The sequence below is a fragment of the Streptomyces sp. NPDC055506 genome (assembly GCF_053643595.1).
In genome coordinates this window covers 1-21,047 of the sequence record NZ_JBSHKH010000041.1, presented here as the reverse complement: position 1 = coordinate 21,047, position 21,047 = coordinate 1, and the positions used below count along the sequence as shown (strand labels likewise).

Genomic DNA, 21,047 nt, shown 5'->3' with positions numbered 1-21,047 from the left:
AAGTCGCGAAGTCCTCTTTGAGTTGCACCGTGTCACGTCTGGGGGCGTGCGGCGTGCCACCGTGTCACCCTGCCATGGGTTCATGTTTCACCGCCGTTTTCCCAGGTGGTCGCGTGTTTCACTGCTGTTGCGCGTCGTGCGCGAGGAGTGCGATGTGCACGGAGGCGGCCTGCTCGAAGTCGTCGAGGTCCACCCCGAGGCGGCCCTGTATGGCCTCCAGGCGGCGGTAGAGGGCCGGCCGGGAGACGTGGTGGAGCTGGGCCGTGCGGGACTTGTTGCGGCCGGTGGCGAGGTAGGTGCGCAGGACGGACAGCAGATCCTCGTCGGCCTCGCAGAGCAGCCCGTCCAGCTCGCGCTCCGCGAAGGACTGCACCTGCGGATCGTCCCGCAGGAGACGGACCAGACCGCGCAGATGGACGTCCTTCAGGCGGACGACCGACGGGAGGTCGAGGGCCGCCGTGGAGTCGGCGACCGCGTCCGCCACGTGCTGGGCCTCGCGCAGTCCCGCGGGGACGTCGTCCCAGACGGCCCGGGGGTCGGCGGCGGCGACGATCGTGCGGGCCGAACCTGACTCGGTCCGCAGCCGGGCCGCGAAGTGCGCGGCGAGGGCGCCCGCGTCCTGGTCGCGGGCGAGGCTGAGGAGTACGGCGGTGGCGCCGTCGGCCAGTTCGGCGACCAGTCCGGGCAGGCCCAGCAGCCGCAGCAGCCGGTCGAGCCGGCCGGTGTCGCCGTCGCGGACGACCAGCGGCACGAAGGTCCGCCGGTTGACGGGCAGTCCGGCGGCGCGGGCCCGGGGCAGCAGTTGCCGTGCCGGTACGACACCACTGACCAGGTCGGTCAGCAGACCCTGCGCGGACTGCTCCTCCCACGAGCAGGCCGCGCTGCCGCCGAGCATGCGGTGCAGGACGAGGGCCTCGGCCGCACGGTCGGCCAGCAGCCGTCCGGTGGCGGTGTCGCCGCGGTAGCCGCACAGCACGATGCGGCCCCAGCGCTCCCCGCGTCCGCCCAGTTCGGCCCGGATCCAGCCGTCGCCCTCGGTTCCGCCGGCCTGGCGGGCGATGCGTTCCCAGTCGCGCAGGACGTCGTCCACCGCCGGCCGCTCCCCCGCCGTGCCGAGGACGCGGTGGGCGAGGTTGGTGACAACGACGGGGCAGAAGCTGTGCCGGGCGATCTCGTCCAGCAGGCGTTGCAGCGGGGCGCCCGCGGTGATGAGGGCGGTGAGTTCGGTGCGGACGGCCTCGGAGAGGCTGACGGCGGCGAACTTGCGCCGCACGAGCCGCGACTGGACCTCCTCGGTCAGCTCGGCGAAGGGGAAGGGCCGGTGCAGGACGACCATCGGCAGCCCGCACCGCTCGGCCGCCCGGCGCATCACGTCCGGGGCGGCGGGGAAGGCGCGCCCGAGTCCGAGGACGACGGCGGCGGCCTCCGCGCGGTGCAGCGACCGGACGTACTCGGCCTGCTTGTCCTCGTCACCGGCGAGCAGCACGCCGGTGGTGAGGACCATCTCGCCGCCGCTGAGCATCACACCGACGTCGGCGGCCTCGGCGACGTGCACCCAGCGCACCGGCCGGTCCAGATGGCTCGCTCCGGCCACCACCTCCGGCTCCCCGGCGAGCACCCGCTCCAGGGTGAGGACCTGCCGGACCGACAGGGCGGGTTCCCAGGTGCCCGGGGTGGTGGCCATGGCGACTTCCCTTGCGTCAGTGCGCTGCTACCGGATGCTCCTCAGAGCGTTCTCGAGGATCGCGGCGCCCTCCTCGGCCTCCGCGACGTTGAGGGACAGCGGCGGGGCGACGCGCAGACAGCTGGTGTTGTGGCCGCCGCCCTTGCCGAGCAGCAGGCCGCCCTCGCGGGCCGCCTCCAGGACGGCCGCGGTGGCCTGCGGGTCGGCTTCGTCGGTGCCGGGCTTGGTCACCTCGATGCCGATCATCAGCCCGCGCCCGCGGACCTCCCGTACGGCCGGCACCTGCGCGGCGGCGGACCGCAGCCGCTCGATGAGCAGGCCGCCGACCCGCCGGGAGTTGCCCTGGAGGTCGTGTTCCACCAGGTAGTTGAGGTTGGCGAGGCCCGCCGCCATGGTGATCTGGGTGCCGCCGAACGTGGAGATGCTGTTGGAGTCCAGGCAGTTCATGATCTCGGAGCGGGCGACGACTCCGCCGATGGACATGCCGTTGCCGATGCCCTTGGCGAAGGTCATGATGTCCGGCGGCCCGTTGCGCCCGTGGGCCTGCCAGCCCCAGAAGTGCTCGCCGGTGCGGCCCCAGCCGGTCTGCACCTCGTCGGCGATCCAGAGGATGCCGCGCTCGTTCAGCACCTCGCGGAAGGCGGCGTACAGCCCGTCCGGCGGTGAGGTGAAGCCGCCGACACCCTGGATGGGTTCGGCGATCAGCGCGGCCGGCGGGCGGGTGTGGCCGAGCAGGTCCTGCAGGTCCTCGACGCAGGCCGCGATGAACTCGGCGTCGCTCAGGGCCGCGTAGGGGCCGCGGGTGCGCACGCCGCCGTGGACGTACAGCGTCTGCAGCGGGGACAGCGAGGTCGGGGACCAGCCGCTGTTGCCGGTGATGCCGACGGAGCTGAAGGAGCGGCCGTGGTAGCTGTTGCGCATCGCAAGGATCGTGTTGCTGCGCCGGTACGTCGTGGCCAGCAACAGGGCGGTGTCGTTGGCCTCGGTGCCGGAGGTGGTGAAGAAGACGCGGGCGTCCGGGATGCCGCTCAACTGGGCGATGCGCTCGGCGAGTTCGATCATCGGCCGGTTGAGGTACAGGGTCGAGGAGTGGATGATCCGCGCGGACTGCTCGCTCACCGCCTTGGTGATCTCGGGCAGCGCGTGGGCGGTCATCGTGGTGAGGATGCCGCCGAAGAAGTCGAGATACCGGTTGCCGTGGGCGTCCCAGACGTGACGGCCCTCGCCGTGGGTGATCTCGATGGGCTCCTCGTAGTAGAGGGCGAGCCAGTCGGGGAGCACGGTCCGGTGGCGGCCCAGCAGGTCGTCGGTCACGGCCGCACCAGCCCTTGGTAGGCGTCGGGGCGGCGGTCGCGGTAGAAGGCCCACTGCTGCCGCACGTCCTCGACGAGGCCGAGGTCCAGGTCGCGGACGACGAGCTCCTCCTTGCTGTCGCTGGCGACATCGCCGACGAACTGCCCGCGCGGGTCGACGAAGTACGACGTCCCGTAGAAGTCGTTGTCCCCGTACTCCTCCTGGCCCACGCGGTTGATCGCGGCGACGAAGTACTCGTTGGCGACGGCCGCGGCGGGCTGCTCCAGCCGCCACAGGTGGGACGACAGGCCCCGGTGGGTGGCGGACGGGTTGTAGACCAGCTGGGCGCCCTTCAGGCCGAGCTCGCGCCAGCCCTCCGGGAAGTGGCGGTCGTAGCAGATGTAGACGCCGACCTTGCCGACGGCGGTGTCGAAGACGGGCCAGCCGAGGTTGCCGGGTTTGAAGTAGTACTTCTCCCAGAAGCCCTTGACCTGCGGGATGTGGTGCTTGCGGTACTTGCCGAGGTAGCTGCCGTCGGAGTCGATCACGGCGGCGGTGTTGTAGTAGAAGCCGGACTGCTCGACCTCGAACACCGGCACGACGATCACCATGCCGGTCTCGCGTGCGAGTGCTCGCATGCGCCGCACGGTCGGCCCGTCCGGGACCGGCTCGGCCCAGCGGTAGTGCTCCGGCTCCTGGACCTGACAGAAGTAGGGGCTGTTGAAGACTTCCTGGAAGCCGATGATCTTCGCGCCCTGGCGAGCCGCCTCGCGGGCGTGCTCCTCGTGTTTCGCCACCATGGACTCGGTGTCGCCGGTCCAGGTGGCCTGGACCAGAGCGGCACGTACGACGTTGGCCATGAGCTGCTCCTTCGACGCGACGTCTGCGTCTCTACGCCCGTAGAAACGGGCCGTAGAGCCACGAACGTAAGCCTCCGGCACGGGCTTGCCAAGACCATCGTCCCCAACCCGCTGGGCTGAGCGCGATTCGCACTCCTGTGGGTGAGTCGCCCGGGGCACGGCGTCGCCGGTCAGGCGGCGAACCCGGCGACCCGGAGCGCGTGCACGAGATCCCAGCGGCGCTCGTCCGACACGCCCTGGGCGGCCTGAATCAGGAGCGGTACGAGGCGCTGCGGATCAGGCGCGGCGCTGCGGGCGGCCTCCTCGGGGGTGCGGGCCCTGACGTACGCGTCCAGCAGCGCGCGCACCTCGCGGTGACGGCCCTCGGCGGCCAGTGCGAGGACGGCCTCGCCGACCTCGGCCGGGGGCCGGGCGACGCCCTGCCGCAGGATCTGCTGCCCGTCGCCCGCGCGTCCGGCCGCGCCCAGTGCGTCCGCCGCGGCGACCAGCCGCCCCGCGGGCAGCGAGGCGGCCTCCCACAGCAGGGTCTGCCAGTCCGCGCCCAGACCGGCCCGCTCCAGCTCGCCCGCGAGCAACGGGAACCGGGCGGGGGCCGAGGAGGTCAGCTCGACCAGCAGCGCGTGCGCCTCCCCGCTGCGTCCCTCGGCACGCAGCCGCGCCAGCGTCTCGACGGTCCGCACGACCTCCGCCTGGTCTGTCGCGCCGCCTGTCTCGCCCTGCGGCTCCACGTGCCGGACCTCGGCTTCTTCGGCGGCCCCGGCGAAGCGGGCACCGCGCCGGGTGCGGCCGGTGGCGGGGGCGGGTTCGGGAAGCGCCGGCACGGCAGCGGGCGGCACGACGACGGGCGCGGCCTCCTCCTCGTCCATCCCGGCGAAGCGGGCACTGCCGCGCCGGCGTTTGCGCTGCTTGGGGGCGGGCTGCTCGGCGACTGGACGCGTGCCGGGGGTTCCACCGTCTTCCGGGGGAACGGCCCGGCCCGCCGGATGCTCCTGGGCATCACGCTCCGGCTCCGGGCCGGCCGCCGCATGCCGGGTGTCGTACCGACCGGCACCACCGGCTGCGCCGGACGCCGGCTGGGGGGTGGTGTGCCACGGTGTGGCAGGCGTAGTGGGCGTGGTGGGCGTGGTGGGCGTCCCGGGGTCGTACGGTCCGCCCGGTCCGCCCGGTCCGCCCGGGCCGCCCGGGGCACGCTGAGCCCGGGGAGACGCCCCGGCCGCCGGCCTTCCGTCGCCGTAGGCACGGACACCGCCATCGGCTACGTCGCCGCCGTACGCGCGAGAACCACCCTCGGCCGCATCACCGCCGAACGCGCGGAAACCACCCTCCGCCACACCACCGCCCGATCCACGAACACCACCCTGGGCCGCACCGCCGCCCGATCCACGGACACCGCCGTCGGCCGCACCGCCACCGAACGCACGAAAACCACCCTCCGCCGCACCACCGCCCGATCCACGAACACCACCCTGGGCCGCACCGCCGCCCGACCCACGGGCACCACCCTGGGCCGCACCGCCATCGAACCCACGAAGTCCGCCCTCGGCCGGACCGCCACCGGACGCACGGGCTCCGTCCGCAGCCGCACCGGCCCCGAACCCGGGTACGCCTTCCGTCGGCCTCGCGCCGCCGAACACATCACCCGGGCTGCCCGGGCCGGCGCCGCCGCGCGGAGCATCCGCCGGAGCCGCGCCGCCGGAGACAGCCCCGGCAGCCCCTGGCGCCTCCTCGCCGCGCCCACCCGCGGCACGCCCCCCGGCCTCGCCCTCACGCACACCTGCGGCCCCGACCCCGCCCCCGCTGCCGAAGGCCCCCGGCACGTCCTCGCTTCTCCCGCCCCGGACGCCCCGCCCCCCGAAGAAGGCGGGTTCGCCGCGCTCGCGGCCGTCCAGGTGGGCCATCCGCTCGCGCAGCTCCGCGCAGCGGGCCGTCGCGCGTTCGTGGTCGTCGTGGGCCCAGGCGAGGTCGAGGCGGAGGGTGTCGGCGTGTTCGCGGGTGGGGGCGGAGGCGAGGAGGCGGGTCAGGTCCGCCTGGCGCTCGGCGGCGTATCGCTGCTCGCGGAGCATGACGTCGAGCCGGTCGCCGAGGGCGTCGCGGCCGCCCGGCCGGGCATCGTACGCGGCGAGCGCGGCAGCGTGCAGAGACCGGGCGCGTTCCGTCTCCGGCCCCGCGCCCCCGGGGCCGTACTGCCCGGCGAGATCCTGCAGCAGCGCCTCCACCACGTCCCAGGGCGGCATCTCATGCCCGTCGAGGCAGGCCCGCATGCCCTCCGGGTCGCGCTGCCAGAACACCGCGCACCAGCCGCCGGACGGGTCAAGGCGTGCCAGCAGACCGTCCAGGTAGTTCGCGAACTCCCGGACCCTGCCCGGGAGTTGATCCGCTGCCATCGCTCAACTCCCGCCAGACGGAGCGCTCCGCCCAGTAGGCAACACCAGACGTGTTACAGGAGTGCTACGGGGAGTTTTCGCGCGCGACGCGGGGGCCTCAGCGCCAGGACGTCAGACCGGTGCAGGCGCACACCGCTCCGCCACTTCGTCCATGGACAGCCCGAGCACGCCGGCCAGTGCGGCCACCGTGAAGAAGGCCGGGGTGGGGGCCCGACCGGTCTCGATCTTCCGGAGGGTCTCGGCGGAGATGCCCGCGTCCGCGGCGATCTCCGTCATGCTCCGGTCGCCACGCGCCTCACGCAGCAGCCGGCCCAGCCGCTCGCCGCGTTCGCGCTCTTCGGGGGTGAGAGGGGTGCGCACCATGCCCCCATTCTAATACCGGTATAGTAATTGGCATGGTGGAACTCAAGACCGACACATCGATCGATGCCATGCACGAGGCGGGCCAGGTCGTCGCCCGCGCCCTGACGGCCGCACGCAAGGCCGCCACCGTGGGCGTCTCCCTGCTGGAACTGGACGAGGTGGCGCACGACGTGCTGCGCGAGGCGGGCGCGACCTCGCCGTTCCTGGGGTACCGGCCCTCCTTCGCCCCGACCCCCTTCCCCGCCGTCCTCTGCGCCTCGGTGAACGACGCGATCGTGCACGGCATCCCGGGCCCCTACCGCCTGCGCGACGGCGACCTCGTGTCCCTGGACTTCGGCGCCGAACTGGGCGGCTGGGTCGGCGACTCGGCCCTCAGCTTCGTCGTCGGCACCCCGCGCGAGGGGGATCCGCGCCTGGTCGAGACCGCCGAGCGGGCCCTCGCCGCGGGCATCAGGGCGGCCGTCGTGGGCAACCGCATCGGCGACATCGCCCACGCGATCGGCAGGGTGTGCCGCGGCGCCGGCTACGGCATCCCGGACGGCTTCGGCGGCCACGGCATCGGCCGCCGTATGCACGAGGACCCCGGGGTGCCGAACGAGGGCCAGCCGGGACGGGGCATGCGCCTGCGGCACGGCATGGTGCTGGCGATCGAGCCCATGGTCATCGGCGGCGGCACGGACGCCTACCACGCGGCACCCGACGGCTGGACCCTGAAGACGAACGACGGCTCCCGCGCGGCTCACGCGGAGCACACGGTGGCGATCACGGATTCCGGACCGAGGATCCTGACGGCACGCTGACCCACACCAGGACCCACACCAGGCCCCGCACCGGGACCCGCACCGGGACCCCCACCGGGACCCGCACCGGCCGGTCCGAATCCCCCGGAATGTCCCGAAGGTGCCCGCTGCCGACGATCGTGCGAAGGTGTTCTACGAGCGCGCCCCAGGTGTAACCGGCTGCCACCCGGGTTACCCGACCCCGGCACGTCGACCAGCGAGGGCGTCCCCCCGCGCGGGCGCCGGGGACGCCGGGAACGGAAGGCCCATGAGCAGCGGCTTCACCAGCCCGGAGGGCGGCTACGGCTCGGACCCCTTCGGAGAATTCCTCGCACGCTTCTTCGGCGGACCGCGTCCCGGTCCCCGGCAGATCGACCTCGGACGGCTGCTCAGCCAGCCGGCCCGGGAGCTCGTCCGCGGCGCCGCCCAGTACGCCGCCGAGCACGGCAGCCGGGACCTCGACACGGAGCATCTGCTGCGGGCGGCGCTCGCCACCGAGCCCACCCGGACCCTGCTGAGCAAGGCCGGGGCCAATCCCGACTCGCTGGCGTCGCAGATCGACGACCGGTCGGGCCCGGCCCAGCACGGCCCGGAGGACGCGCCGCCGCCGACCGCACTGTCCCTCACCCCGGCCGCCAAGCGGGCCCTGCTGGACGCGCACGACATGGCCCGGGCCCGGGGCTACGGCTACATCGGCCCCGAGCACGTGCTGAGCGCCCTGGCCTCGAACCCCGACTCGGCCGCCGGGCACATCCTGAACGCGGCCCGCTTCGCGCCCTCCCAGCCGCCCGAGGCGCCGGAGGTCCCGCAGGCCGAGCGGCCGCGGGTGACGAACACACCGACCCTCGACAAGTACGGCCGCGACCTCACCGAACTGGCCCGGCAGGGGCGTATCGACCCGGTGATCGGCCGGGACCAGGAGATCGAGCAGACCGTCGAGGTCCTCTCCCGCCGCGGCAAGAACAACCCGGTGCTGATCGGTGACGCGGGCGTCGGCAAGACGGCCGTCGTGGAGGGGCTGGCGCAGCGCATCTCCGAGGGGGACGTGCCCGACATACTGATCGGACGCCGCGTGGTCGCCCTGGACCTGACGGGCGTCGTCGCGGGCACCCGCTACCGGGGTGACTTCGAGGAGCGGATGAACAACATCGTCAGTGAGATCCGCGCCCACTCCGAGCAGTTGATCATCTTCATCGACGAGCTGCACACGGTCGTGGGCGCCGGTTCCGGTGGCGGCGACGGCAGTTCGCTGGACGCCGGCAACATCCTCAAGCCGGCCCTCGCTCGCGGCGAGCTGCACATCGTGGGCGCCACCACGCTGGAGGAGTACCGCCGGATCGAGAAGGACGCGGCGCTGGCCCGCCGCTTCCAGCCGATCATGGTCCCGGAGCCGACCGCCGCGGACACGATCGAGATCCTGCGCGGCCTGCGGGACCGCTACGAGGCCCACCACCAGGTCCGCTACACCGACGAGGCGCTGGTCGCGGCCGTGGAACTGTCGGACCGCTATCTCACCGACCGCCGCCTGCCGGACAAGGCCATCGACCTGATCGACCAGGCCGGTGCCCGGGTGCGGCTGCGGGCCCGGACCAAGGGCACGGACGTACGGGCCCTGGAGCGGGAGCTGGAGCAGCTGACCCTGGACAAGGACCAGGCGGTCGCGGACGAGCAGTACGAGCAGGCCACCCAGTTGCGCGACCGGATCCTGGACGTGAAGCAGCGGATCGCCCAGGCCGGCGGCGACAGCGAGATCGACGAGGGTCAGGACCTCGTCGTCGAGGCCGAGTCGATCGCCGAGGTGGTGTCCCGCCAGACCGGCATCCCGGTCAGCAGCCTCACCCAGGAGGAGAAGGACCGGCTGCTGGGCCTGGAGGAGCATCTGCACCAGCGCGTGGTCGGCCAGGACGAGGCCGTGCGGGTCGTCTCCGACGCGGTGCTGCGCTCCCGGGCCGGTCTGGCCAGCCCGGACCGGCCGATCGGCAGCTTCCTCTTCCTCGGCCCGACCGGGGTCGGCAAGACCGAACTGGCCCGGGCGCTCGCCGAGGCGCTGTTCGGCAGCGAGGACCGCATGGTCCGCCTCGACATGAGCGAGTACCAGGAGCGGCACACCGTCAGCCGCCTGATCGGCGCCCCGCCCGGTTACGTCGGCCACGAGGAGGCCGGCCAGCTCACCGAGGTCGTCCGCCGCCACCCGTACTCGCTGCTCCTCCTCGACGAGGTGGAGAAGGCGCACCCGGACGTCTTCAACATCCTGCTCCAGGTCCTCGACGACGGTCGGCTGACCGACTCCCAGGGCCGCACGGTGGACTTCACCAACACGGTCATCGTGATGACGAGCAACCTCGGCTCCGAGGCGATCACCCGCCGGGGCGCCACGACGGGCTTCGCGGCGGGCGGCGCCGACGCGGACGAGGAGGCCCGCCGCGAGCAGATCCTGCGCCCGCTGCGCGAGCACTTCCGCCCCGAGTTCCTCAACCGCATCGACGAGATCGTCGTCTTCCGCCAGCTCACCACGGAAGAGCTGCGCCGGATCACCAACCTCCTGCTGGACCGCACCCGTTCCCTCGTCCGGGACAAGGGCATCACGGTGACCTTCACCGACCGTGCGGTGGAGTGGCTGGCCGACCACGGCTACCAGCCGGAGTACGGCGCCCGCCCGTTGCGCCGCACGATCCAGCGCGAGGTGGACAACGAACTGTCCCGGCTCTTGCTGGACGGCCGGGTGGAGGAGAACGGCCGGGTGACGGTGGATGTGGAGGACGGCCACTTGGCCTTCAAGACACAGGGTTCGGAAACGCCCTCTTAAGGGGCGCGGGGAACTGCGCGACCAGCCCCCACGCACCCGCATCCGGCAACTCAGCGCACAGGCCGCACCACCATCGCCGATCCCCCACCCCGCCGTACGGTCTCAGCGGCTGCCAGCCACTTCCCACCCGGCAGCCGCTGAACACCCGTAGCCGCACCGATCTCAGGGTTGACCTTGAAGGAATGCCCGATCGCCTCGAGTTGCTTCCTCAACTCGGCGTTGTCGTACAACCCCGGCTCCAGCTCGGTCTGCGCGGCATTCCGCTGACTGGCCCGAGGGGCCGCGATCGCATCGACCAGCGGCAACCCCCGGTCGACAAACCCGGTCAGCGTCTGCAGGACGGTTGTGATGATCGTCGCCCCACCCGGCGACCCCAGCGCCACCACGGGCTTGTCGTGCCGGTCGAGCACGATCGTCGGCGAGATGGAAGACCGCGGCCGCTTCCCCGGCCCCGGCAGATTCGGGTCGTGCACGGCGGGGTTCGCCGGCGTGAAGGAGAAGTCCGTCAGCTCGTTGTTGAGGATGAATCCCCGCCCCGGCACGGTGATCCCGCTGCCGCCTGTCTGCTCGATGGTGAGCGTGTAGGCGACGACGTTCCCCCACTTGTCGGCCGCCGTCAGGTGCGTGGTGCTGTCGCCCTCGTACGTCGTCGGAGCGGCCTTGCCGGCCGAGCCACAGCGCGCGGGGTTGCGCGGATCGCCCGGCGCCACGGGACTCGTGAGCACCGCGTCGTCCTTGATCAGGCACTCGCGGGAGTCGGCGAACCGCTGCGACAACAGCTCCTTCGTCGGCACGTCCTCGAAGGCGGGGTCGCCCACCCACCGCCCCCGGTCCGCGAACGCGATCCGGCTCGCCTCGATGAAGCGGTGCAGGTACTTCGCCTTGCTCGCCTTCGACAGGTCGGTCCGCTCCAGGATGTTGAGCGCCTCACCGACCGTCGTACCGCCGGAGGACGACGGCGCCATGGAGTAGACGCCGAGGCCGCGGTAGGAGGTCCTGGTGGGTGCCTGGAGCTTGGTGCGGTAGGCGGCCAGGTCCTTCGCCGACAGGTCGCCGGACCGGGCGTTCCAGCCGGAGGCCGGGTCGACGGGCGGCTTGTTGACGGTGTCGACGATCTCCCGGCCGAGGCCGCCGCGGTAGAGCGCGCCGACACCCTTGCTCCCCAGCTCCGCGTAGGTGCGGGCGAGGTCGGGGTTCTTGAAGGTGGAGCCGACCACGGGGAGCCGGCCGCCCGGCAGGAACAGCTCGGCGGTGTCCGGGAAGTAGCGGAAGCGGGTCTCGTTGGACGCCGTCTGCGAGCGGAAGGTCTCGTCGACCGTGAAACCGTCGCGCGCCAGCCGCTCGGCCGGCTTCAGGACGCTCGCGAGCCGCTTGCTGCCCCACTGGTCCAGTGCCGTCTGCCAGGTGGCGGGCGTGCCGGGCGTGCCGACGCTCAGGCCGCTGCTGACGGCTTCGGCGAACGGGATGGGCTTGCCGTTCTCGGTGAACAGGTTCTTGTCGGCGGACAGCGGAGCGGTCTCGCGGCCGTCGATGGTGCGCACCGTACGGGACTTGGCGTCGTAGTAGACGAAGTAGCCGCCCCCGCCGATGCCGGCGGAGTAGGGCTCGGTGACGCCGAGCGCGGCGGCCGTGGCGACGGCAGCGTCGACGGCGTTGCCGCCCTTGCGCAGGACCTCGATCCCGGCGGCCGAGGCGTCCGGGTCGACGCTGGAGACCGCGCCGCCGTAGCCGACGGCCAGGGGGGTTTTCTCACTGCCGGTGGTCTGCGCGGCGGGTGGCGCCGTCGCCCCCACCGACATCACCACGGCGGCCGAAACCGCCAGGACCGTCAGATTCCGTGCGACAGGGCGACGCATCCGCACCTCCAGTCAAAGGCCGTCCGCGCAGCTTAATTCATGGCCATGGTCGCGTCAGGCAGGCGTCGAACACCGGTGCGTCGGGCCCGCTACCATGCGCGCCCATGAATGACGACGTGCGCAACATCGTTCTGGGTGTGGTCGCGGCGGGTATCAGCGCCGGGCTGGGCTGGGTGGCCCGCACCTACCTGTGGAAGCGCAGGCTCCGCCGGAAGCAGACCTTCTTCGGGCTGCCCGACAACTCCGAATCGCTGCTGGTGGTGAACCGGGGCGCCGGGGGACCCGAGTTCGCCGTGATGCGCTACGACGTGTTCGCGCTCCTGGAACTCGCCGCGCTGATCAAGGACTGCAACGCCCATGCCCAGATATTGCCGCACGACACGGCACGTCAGGGCTTCGGCGAGCGGACGGAGTTCTGTGTCGGCGGCCCTGCCTCCAACCGCCGTATGGCGGCCCATCTGTCCTCCCTGCTCCCCGGGGTGCGGGTGAACATGGACTCCGAACCGGGGCCGGACCGGGGGTCGTTCCAGATCGGCTCCGAGCGCTACCGCGTGGACAACGGCAAGGAGGAGTACGCGCTGCTCGCCCGGCTGACCGCCGAGCGCAGCCAGAACACCCGGCCCGTCTATCTCTTCTGCGGCCAGACCTCGATCACCAACCAGGCCACCACCCGTTACCTCGCCCGCAATCACGAGAAACTGGCCCGCAAGTACGGCAACAGCTCCTTCGCGCTGCTGCTGAAGGTGATCAACTCGCAGGCGTACGGGCCGGACGTCGTCGAACTCGTGGAGGACGTGACCCGGGCGGCGCAGACGCCGCTCCCCGCCGCCGCGAATCCACGCAACAGCCACCGGGCCCCCTGAAGTCCTCCACCTCTCAACAATCGTTACTGGCACGTAACTTACCGACGGGTTACCACTGGTAAGGGGCCGAGGTTACCGTCTGGTCACTTTGCACTTACACGAGTGAGGAGTGACCCGTGGGATCCCACCGCAAGGCCCTGCGCACCACCGCCGTAGGCGCCGTCTCGGCGACCCTGGTCGCCGGCACAGCCCTCGGACTCGCCCCCACCGCGCAGGCGGCGCCGAACCCCGTCCGCTTCGTCGACATCACCGGCGACGGCGGCACCGTCCTCAAGGCCAACGTCGTCACCCCGGCCGGATCCGACGGCAGACACCGCTACCCGCTGCTCGTCATGCCCACGAGCTGGGGTCTGCCCCAGATCGAGTATCTGGCCCAGGCGCAGAAACTCGCCGACTCCGGGTACGTCGTGGTCACGTACAACGTGCGCGGCTTCTGGCAGTCGGGCGGCGAGATAGAAGTCGCGGGCCCACCCGACATCGCCGACGCGTCGAAGGTCATCGACTGGGCGATCGCGAACACCCCCTCGGACGCCGGGCACATCGGCATGGCGGGCGTCTCCTACGGCGCCGGTATCAGCCTGCTCACCGCCGCACAGGACAAGCGCGTCAAGGCGGTCGCCTCGCTGAGCGGCTGGGCGGACCTGATCGGCTCGATCTACGCCGGGCGCACCCAGCACCTCCAGGCCGCCGCCCTGCTGGACGGCGCGAGCATCGTCACGGGCCGGCAGAGCCCCGAACTCCGGCAGACGTTCAACGACTTCTACGCCTCCAACCTGGCGAAGGAGCCGGAGCTGATCGCCTGGGGGAAGAAACGTTCCGCTGCTAGCTATGTCGACCAGATCAACAAGAACGGCGCGGCGATCATGCTCGCCAACGCCTGGGGCGACTCGGTCTTCCCGCCCAACCAGTACGCCGACTTCTACGAGAAGCTGACCGGCCCGAAGCGGCTGGAGATGCGGCCGGGAGACCACGCGACGGCCGAGATGACCGGCCTGTTCGGGCTGCCCAACGACGTGTGGAAGGACACCACGCGCTGGCTCGACCACTACCTCAGGGGCGAGGACAACGGCATCGACCGTGAGCAGCCCGTCCAGCTCAAGTCCCGTTCCTCGGGCGGCTACGAGGGCTACCCGGACTGGAAGTCGGTCGCCGCGACCGAACGGAAGATCGCCCTCGGGGGCACGACCACGATCCGCGCGAACGTGAACTCGGGAGCGGACGGCGGAGTCGTCTTCCTGTCCAGCATCCTCGACCAGGTGGCCCAGCTGCCCCCGATGGCCTCGATCCCGCTGCTCCCCCGCCGCTGGGCCGCCGTCTGGCAATCGGAGAAGTACGCCACGGCCCAACAGGTGCGCGGCACCGCGAAGTTGCACACGACCCTCACCCCGACCAAGGAGAGCGGCACCCTCGTCGCCTATCTCTACGACGTGGGGCCGCTCGGCCTCGGCAAGCTGGTCTCCAACGCGCCGTACACCTTCCACGGGCGCACCCCCGGAAAGCCGTTCGGCGTCGACCTGGAGCTGTACTCCACGGCCTACGACGTCCCGGCGGGGCATCGCCTCGCCCTGGTCGTCGACACGGTCGACCCGCTCTACATCGAGCACAACCCGTCCGGCGCGCAGCTGACCTTCTCCTCGCCTGCGAACGACCCGTCGTACGTGTCGGTCCCGCTGCGCGAGCAGTGATCTCCGGCTGCCGCCGGACGGGCCTGGCCGATGTGAACCGCCGCCCCCGTGGCCACAAGGGCCGTGGGGGCCGCACCCGGCGGGAACGCCCCGCGGACCGGGCCGGCGGTCTGTTCACCCCCCGGCGGGATCGGCGGGCTTCGGCGAAGTCCCCCTCTCCGACAGGGATGAAGGGCACATCGTAGTCGAGGTCCGATCCGATGAGCCGTCCGGTGCCTGCCCGTTCAGTGCTTGAGGATCTTGGAGAGGAAGTCCTTGGCGCGGTCGCTGGCGGGGTTGGTGAAGAACTCGTCGGGGGTGCGGTCCTCGACGATTCCGCCGTCGGACATGAAGACGACACGGTTGGCGGCCGAGCGGGCGAAGCCCATCTCGTGCGTGACGACGATCATGGTCATGCCGTCGCGGGCCAGTTGCTTCATGACCTCCAGCACCTCGTTGATCATCTCCGGGTCGAGGGCCGAGGTCGGCTCGTCGAAGAGCATCGCCTTGGGTTCCATGGCCAGGGCACGGGCGATGGCCACGCGCTGCTGCTGACCGCCGGAGAGCTGCGCCGGGTACTTGTCCGCCTGGTCGGCCACGCCGACCCGGTCGAGGAGTTCCCGGGAGCGCTTGTCGGCGTCCTCCTTCTTGCGCCCGCGCACCTTGACCTGCCCCAGGGAGAGGTTCTGCAGGACGGTCTTGTGGGCGAAGAGGTTGAACGCCTGAAAGACCATGCCGACGTCGGCGCGCAGCCGGGCCAGGGGCTTGCCCTCCTCGGGCAGCGGCTGGCCGTCGAGGACGATCGACCCCGACTCGATGGTCTCCAGCCGGTTGATCGCCCGGCACAGTGTCGACTTTCCCGACCCCGAGGGGCCGATGACCACGACCACCTCCCCCCTGCCGACGGTGAGGTTGATGTCCCGCAGGACATGCAGCTCACCGAAGTGCTTGTTGACGTCACGCAGCTCGATCAGCGGATCTACGGCCATACTCAGCCCTACTCACTCTCAGCTGTGTGGTGGTTGCCGCAACGTATCCAGGCAAGATCGGACTTGTCGGGCGACACGCACTTTTCGATCATTAGCCGTATTTACATCGCACTTTGGCTCAAAGGGTACGCTCATGGGCCTCACGCCTCCGCGACTTCCGCGTAGAGCTGCGACAGCTCGGGCACGCCGTACGCGGCCCACTCGTGCCCGGAGTCCACGACGTCGAACTCCCTGCCGGACGTGAGCCGCACGACGGGCTGCCCGTCGGACCTGATCTCCCAGGCGGCTCCCGGCACGGTGCGCACGATGACGGTGCCCAGATAGAGACCCGCGTCGTTGCCGAGCCAGGCCAGGGTCTCCTCGTCGTCCCGCCAGCGCGGCAGCAGCTGGTCCAGCGCCTCGAGCGAGGCCGCCGAGTCGTCCAGCCGGACCCCCGCCCGGGACGCCTGGGAGCGGAGCAGTTCGCACTCGGCGAGCAGATCCGCGATGCCCGCGGGGTCGGGGAACCCGACCTTCTGGCGCCGGTTGCCCAGGAAAGGGATGTTCATACGTCCAGCGTGTCATTCGTACCGCCGTACGCACCACAGGCGCGCGGGCCGTCGATGACGGTCGAGTTCACGCCGAGTTCGCGCATGGCGCGTTGACGAGTCCCTGTTGTCTCCCTAGCTTCACCGTGCGTCTTGCGTCTCGGCGTTCGTGGTGTCTTCTGTTCCGTCCCTGCGTTTGGTGTTGTCGCGTCGTGTGTCGATGAGCGGGAGGAGTCGGCCGTGCGCCGATGTGTCCGGGGGGTCCTGGTCGTCCTGACCCTGTGCGGGTCCTTGTTGTCGGCGGCGCCGGCGGTGCCGGCGCAGGCGGTCGAGGAGGGACGGGCCGCGCCGGTGCCGCTTGAGCGGCTGTTCGACAACATCGCCGTCAGCGACGACAGCCGGCCCGCGGCGGCCGACTTCGACGGCGCCGGCGCCTCTCTGTCGGCGCGGGACCTCACGGCCGCGGGCTGGGCACCCGGGCGCACCCTGACCGTCCAGGGAGCCCGGCTGACCTGGCCGCGGCGGCAGCCGGGCGAGCCCGACAACGTCCGTGCCGCCGGTCAGGACGTCCGCGTCACGGGGCGCGGCGACGCCCTCGCCTTCCTGGTGGCGGGCACCGCCGGCACGGAGGCGGGCGGCCCGGGCACGATCGTGTACGCGAACGGCACCCGCTCCGGATACCGGCTGGCCGCGCCCGACTGGCGCACCGGGCCGCTCGCCACGAAGGCCGTGGCACTGCCGCACATCAACACGCCCGGCGGGCAACTCGCCGAGCAGGCCCGCCTGTACGTCGTGACGGTGCCGCTGACGCCGGGGCGCGAGCTCGCCTCGGTCCGGCTGCCGCGCGCCGCCGGGCTGCATGTCTTCGCGCTGTCGGTGCGGACCGCCACACAGGGCTGGACCGGCAGCTGGACGACGGCGACGGGCGGCTACGCCGCCGTGGGGCCCTGGACGGACCGGACGCTGCGGCTGGTGGTGCACACCTCGGCGGGCGGCACCCGGGTGCGGATGCGATTCGACAACACCTTCGCGGCGACTCCGGTACGGATCGGCGGCGCGACGGTCGCCGTGCGGGCCTCGGGCGCGGCGGCACGCGGGACGCCGGTGCCGCTGTCCTTCGGTGGTGAGGAAAACGTGGAGATCCCGGCCGGCGCCCAGGCGTACAGCGATCCGCTGGGCTTCGCGGTGCCGGCCGACGCCGATCTGCTGGTCAGCTTCCATCTGCCCGGCCCGGTGCCGGCAGCGCCCCTGCACCGGCTCGCGCAGCAGCGGTCGTACGTCAGCGAGCCCGGCGACCACTCGGCGGACGGTACCGCCGTCGCTTACACCTCGGTGATCACCAGCTGGCCGCTGCTCGCCGGGGTCGACGTGGGCGGCGGACCCGGGTCCCTGGTGCTGCTCGGTGACTCGATCACCGACGGCGACAAGTCCACGGTGGACGCGAACCGGCGGTGGCCGAACGTGCTGGCCGGCCGGCTGCTGCGGCAGAGCGCCGTGCCGCGCTACGGGGTGCTGAACCAGGGCGTCTCGGGCAACCGGGTGGTCACCGACCGGTATCCCGGCGACGGGGTGTCCACGGACACGGCCGGGGTGAGTGCCCTGCACCGGTTCGACCGGGACGTCCTCGCCCAGCCGTCGGCCCGTACGGCGATCGTCTTCGAGGGCGTCAACGACGTGCGCTGGGGCACCTCGGCGGAGCAGGTGATCGCGGGGCTGCGGGAGCTGGCGGAGCGCGGGCGGGCCCGGGGGCTCAGGATGCTCGCGGCGACGATCCTGCCGTGCGAGGGCGAGACACGGTGCACGGCGGCCGTCGACGCCGAGCGGGTCGAGGTGAACGAGTGGATCCGCGAGGGGGGCGTCTTCGACGGGGTGCTCGACTTCGACGCCGTCGTACGCGACCCGGCCGACCCCGCGCGGATCCTGCCCGTGTACGACAGCGGCGACCACCTGCATCCCGGGGATGCGGGGCTGGCGGCGCTGGCGGAGTCGGTGGACCTGCGGCTGCTGTGAGCGGTGCGTTCGCGGCCGCTGTGAGCGGTGGGTTCGCGGCCGCTGTGGGCTACACGTCCAGGTCGACCACGACCGGGGCGTGGTCCGACGCGCCCTTGCCCTTGCGCTCCTCGCGGTCCACGTAGGCGTCCTTGACCGCCTGGGTGAACGGCGCGTTGGCGTACACCAGGTCGATGCGCATGCCGCGGTTCTTCGGGAAGCAGAGCTGGCGGTAGTCCCAGTACGTGAACGGGTGCTCGTACTTCAGGGGCCGCGGGACCACGTCGGACAGGCCCGCCTCGCGCAGGGATGCGAGGGCGGCGCGCTCGGCGGGGGTGACATGGGTGGCGCCCTCGAAGGCCGCACGGTCGTAGACGTCGTCGTCCGTCGGCGCCACGTTGTAGTCGCCCATCACCGCGAAGGGGCGGCTGCCGGCCGCGTCGCCCGCGACGGCGGCCTTGAGGGCCTCGAACCACTGGAGCTTGTAGGCGTAGTGCGGGTGGTCCACCTCGCGGCCGTTCGGCACGTAGACCGACCAGACGCGGAGCGGGCCGCAGGTCGCCGAGATGGCGCGGGGCTCCACCGAGCCGTCGAACCCAGGGTCGCCGGGCAGGCCCTTGACGACGTCCTCGATGCCGACGCGGGAGAGCACCGCCACGCCGTTCCACCGGCCGGTCGCGTGGACCGCCGACTCGTAGCCCAGCTCGCGCAGCTGCTCAGCGGGGAACTGCTCCTCGCCGACCTTGGCCTCCTGGAGGCACAGCACGTCCGTGCCGCTGCTCTCCAGCCAGGCCAGGAGCCTCGGCAGGCGGGCGGTGATCGAGTTCACGTTCCAGGTCGCGATGCGCATGTCCCACAACCTACCCGGAGGGTCTGACAACGCCGTCCGGGCCTCAGAGGTCGGCCGACGCCCCGGGGGTGAGCCGCAGGTGCTCGGCCCCGCCCAGGCCGCCGATCTGGTGGTCGTAGATCGGGCGGGCGAGGTCGGTGAGGTAGGCGTCGTGAATGTCGTAGGCACGCTGCGGGCCGAGCTCCCGGACGTAGTCGATGACCTCGGAGATCTTGCTCCACGGGGCCATGACCGGGAGCATCAGGGTCTCCACCGGGTGGTCGGGGACCGTGAGGGCGTCACCGGGGTGGAAGACCTTGCCGCCGTCGACGAGATAGCCGACGTTGGTGATGCGCGGGATGTCCGGGTGGATCACCGCGTGGAGTTCGCCGTGGACCTGGACGTCGAAGCCGGCGGCCGTGAACGTGTCGCCGTGGCCGACGGTGTGCACACGGCCCGGGAACGCCGAGGAGATCGTCTCGGCGACGGACCTGAGGGTCCAGATCCGCGCGGCCGGATTGCTCTCCATCGCGGCGCGCAGCCGGAACTCGTCGAAGTGGTCGGGGTGCTCGTGGGTGACGAGGATCGCGTCCGCGCCGAGCGCGGCGTCCTCCTCGCTGAACCCGCCGGGGTCGAGGACGAGGGTCCGGCCGTCCTTCTCGAGGCGGACGCAGGCGTGCGACATCTTCGTGAGCTTCATGACTCCATCCTGCCTCCCGGGCTCTCCCGGGCCCTCACTCCTGGGGCGTGGTCTCCTCGCGGATGACCTGCTGGGCGACCTTGAACGCGCTGTTCGCGGCCGGTACGCCGCAGTAGACGGCCGCCTGGAGCAGCACTTCCTTGATCTCGCCCGGGGTGAGGCCGTTGCGCAGGGCGGCCCGGATGTGGAAGGCCAGCTCGTCCAGGTGGCCGCCGGCGACCAGGGCGGTGAGGGTGACGCAGCTGCGGGTGCGCCGGTCGAGGCCGGGGCGGTCCCAGATCTCGCCCCAGGCGTAGCGGGTGATGAACTCCTGGAAGTCCCCGGAGAAATCGTCGGCCTGCGCCAGCGCCCGGTCGACGTGCGCGTCGCCCAGCACCTCGCGGCGGACCTTGATCCCGGCGTCGTAGGGGTCGGGCCGCCCCTGCGCCGAAGGCGCCGCCACCGGGGCGATCTCGGCGACGGGCCCGGTCTGGAGGGTCTGCGGCGGGACCGGGGACAGGGCCGGCTTGACGGCGGCCGCGGGCAGGGCCGTATGGCCCGTGGAGGTGTCGAAGGCCGGCTGCCAGGCGGTGGAGAAGTGCCGCACCAGGAGGTCGGTGACCGCGGCGGGCTGCTCCACCGGCACCAGGTGGGAGGCGCCGGGGACGACGGCGAGGCGGGCGTCCGGGATGCCGGCGACCAGGGTGCGGGCCTCGGCGGGGCCGGTGACCTGGTCGTCCGAGCCGACGAGCACCAGGGTGGGCACGCCGACGCGGGCCAGTTCGGCCCGGACGTCGAACGAGGCGAGCGCCTCGCAGGCGGCGATGTAGCAGCCGGGGTCGGTGGTGCGCACCATCTGCACGGCCCACTCGGTGATCGCGGGCTGCGCGGCGGCGAACCCGCCGGTGAACCAGCGCTCGGGCGAGGTGCGGGCGATGGGGTCGAGGCCGTTCGTGCGGACGATCACGCCTCTCTGACGGAACTCGTCGGCCGTGCCGAAGCGGGGCGAGGCCGCGATCAGCGCCAGGGAGGCGAGCCGCTCGGGGTGGCGCAGCGCCAGTTCGATGCCGACCGCACCGCCGAGCGCGCAGCCCGCGTAGCCGAAGCGCTGCACGCCGAGGCCTTCGAGCGTGGTCAGCAGCCGTGTGGTGAGGTCGTTGACCGAGCCCGCCGGGTACGCGGGAGCGCCGCCGTGCCCCGGCAGGTCGAACCGGAAGACACGCCAGTGCTTGATCAACTCGGGGATCTGGCGGTCCCACATGTGCCAGGTGGTGCCGAGGGACGGGCCCAGGATCAGGACGGGCGCGTCTTCTGGCCCGTCAAAGCGGTATTGAAGGGTGTTGGTCGTACTCTCACTCACCCGACTCACGCTCCCACATCTCACGATTTCTCACGTACCTGGGGCGCAACCCCGTGCAAGCCATCCCACTTTGTGGTGGCTCCGCGAAGATCTTCGACATCCGGCTTCACGCACCACCGCTC

16 protein-coding genes are annotated in these 21,047 nt (G+C 72.0%); 5 read left to right on the top strand and 11 right to left on the bottom strand.

The window, feature by feature from the left end; genetic code table 11:
* Positions 1-118: 118 nt before the first annotated feature.
* The 5 genes from ACWIF2_RS17840 to ACWIF2_RS17820 form a co-directional block, all read right to left on the bottom strand.
* Entirely contained in the window at positions 119-1,684 is a 1,566-nt protein-coding gene (locus ACWIF2_RS17840) for a PucR family transcriptional regulator (protein ID WP_454361415.1), read from the bottom strand.
* Positions 1,685-1,711: 27 nt separating this feature from the next.
* A complete protein-coding gene (locus ACWIF2_RS17835; protein WP_454361414.1) occupies positions 1,712-2,998 on the bottom strand; it encodes an aspartate aminotransferase family protein in 1,287 nt (428 codons plus the stop codon).
* Positions 2,995-3,837, bottom strand: coding sequence for a nitrilase-related carbon-nitrogen hydrolase (locus tag ACWIF2_RS17830; protein ID WP_454361413.1), 843 nt, complete (start codon positions 3,835-3,837; stop codon positions 2,995-2,997). Before ACWIF2_RS17830 ends, ACWIF2_RS17835 begins: the two co-directional genes overlap by 4 nt.
* 170 nt (positions 3,838-4,007) lie before the next feature.
* Positions 4,008-6,221, bottom strand: coding sequence for a hypothetical protein (locus ACWIF2_RS17825; protein ID WP_454361412.1), 2,214 nt, complete (start codon positions 6,219-6,221; stop codon positions 4,008-4,010).
* Positions 6,222-6,332: 111 nt separating this feature from the next.
* Positions 6,333-6,584, bottom strand: coding sequence for a helix-turn-helix domain-containing protein (locus ACWIF2_RS17820; protein ID WP_454361411.1), 252 nt, complete (start codon positions 6,582-6,584; stop codon positions 6,333-6,335).
* Between the two features lie 32 nt (positions 6,585-6,616).
* On the opposite strand from ACWIF2_RS17820, the gene map reads away from it, so the two are divergent.
* Both map and ACWIF2_RS17810 read left to right on the top strand, forming a co-directional pair.
* On the top strand, positions 6,617-7,384 hold the full coding sequence (gene map / locus ACWIF2_RS17815; protein WP_454361410.1) for a type I methionyl aminopeptidase: 768 nt from the start codon (positions 6,617-6,619) through the stop codon (positions 7,382-7,384).
* A gap of 247 nt (positions 7,385-7,631) precedes the next feature.
* A complete protein-coding gene (locus ACWIF2_RS17810) occupies positions 7,632-10,169 on the top strand; it encodes an ATP-dependent Clp protease ATP-binding subunit (RefSeq protein ID WP_454361409.1) in 2,538 nt (845 codons plus the stop codon).
* A 50-nt stretch (positions 10,170-10,219) separates the two neighbouring features.
* On the opposite strand, the gene ggt is transcribed toward ACWIF2_RS17810, so the two are convergent.
* Positions 10,220-12,025, bottom strand: a complete 1,806-nt coding sequence (ggt, locus tag ACWIF2_RS17805) for a gamma-glutamyltransferase (RefSeq protein ID WP_454361408.1) — start codon at positions 12,023-12,025, stop codon at positions 10,220-10,222.
* 104 nt (positions 12,026-12,129) lie between these two features.
* On the opposite strand from ggt, the gene ACWIF2_RS17800 reads away from it, so the two are divergent.
* Positions 12,130-12,888 carry a hypothetical protein gene (locus ACWIF2_RS17800; RefSeq protein WP_454361407.1) on the top strand — a complete coding sequence of 253 codons (759 nt, stop codon included), beginning with the start codon at positions 12,130-12,132 and terminating at the stop codon, positions 12,886-12,888.
* A gap of 116 nt (positions 12,889-13,004) precedes the next feature.
* Entirely contained in the window at positions 13,005-14,573 is a 1,569-nt protein-coding gene (locus ACWIF2_RS17795) for a CocE/NonD family hydrolase (RefSeq protein WP_454361406.1), read from the top strand.
* A gap of 224 nt (positions 14,574-14,797) precedes the next feature.
* Here the strand turns inward: ACWIF2_RS17795 and ACWIF2_RS17790 are convergent, their stop codons facing one another.
* Positions 14,798-15,541, bottom strand: coding sequence for an amino acid ABC transporter ATP-binding protein (locus tag ACWIF2_RS17790; RefSeq protein ID WP_454361404.1), 744 nt, complete (start codon positions 15,539-15,541; stop codon positions 14,798-14,800).
* A 140-nt stretch (positions 15,542-15,681) separates the two neighbouring features.
* Positions 15,682-16,089, bottom strand: a complete 408-nt coding sequence (locus ACWIF2_RS17785) for a DUF6278 family protein (RefSeq protein WP_184588678.1) — start codon at positions 16,087-16,089, stop codon at positions 15,682-15,684.
* 219 nt (positions 16,090-16,308) lie between these two features.
* On the opposite strand from ACWIF2_RS17785, the gene ACWIF2_RS17780 reads away from it, so the two are divergent.
* Positions 16,309-18,078: an SGNH/GDSL hydrolase family protein gene (locus ACWIF2_RS17780; protein ID WP_454361403.1), complete on the top strand. Its 1,770-nt coding sequence runs from the start codon at positions 16,309-16,311 to the stop codon at positions 18,076-18,078.
* A gap of 49 nt (positions 18,079-18,127) precedes the next feature.
* Here the strand turns inward: ACWIF2_RS17780 and ACWIF2_RS17775 are convergent, their stop codons facing one another.
* From ACWIF2_RS17775 to pcaDC, 3 genes are read right to left on the bottom strand one after another with little or no spacing between them, the layout of a single operon-like run.
* The gene (locus ACWIF2_RS17775) at positions 18,128-18,907 is read right to left on the bottom strand and encodes an exodeoxyribonuclease III (RefSeq protein ID WP_382486911.1); all 780 of its coding nucleotides are present in this window, start codon (positions 18,905-18,907) and stop codon (positions 18,128-18,130) included.
* A gap of 43 nt (positions 18,908-18,950) precedes the next feature.
* Positions 18,951-19,586, bottom strand: coding sequence for an MBL fold metallo-hydrolase (locus ACWIF2_RS17770; RefSeq protein ID WP_454361401.1), 636 nt, complete (start codon positions 19,584-19,586; stop codon positions 18,951-18,953).
* 34 nt (positions 19,587-19,620) lie between these two features.
* Positions 19,621-20,925 (bottom strand): bifunctional 3-oxoadipate enol-lactonase/4-carboxymuconolactone decarboxylase PcaDC, encoded by a 1,305-nt coding sequence (gene pcaDC, locus ACWIF2_RS17765; RefSeq protein WP_454361399.1) that lies wholly within the window; start codon positions 20,923-20,925, stop codon positions 19,621-19,623.
* Positions 20,926-21,047: the final 122 nt, after the last annotated feature.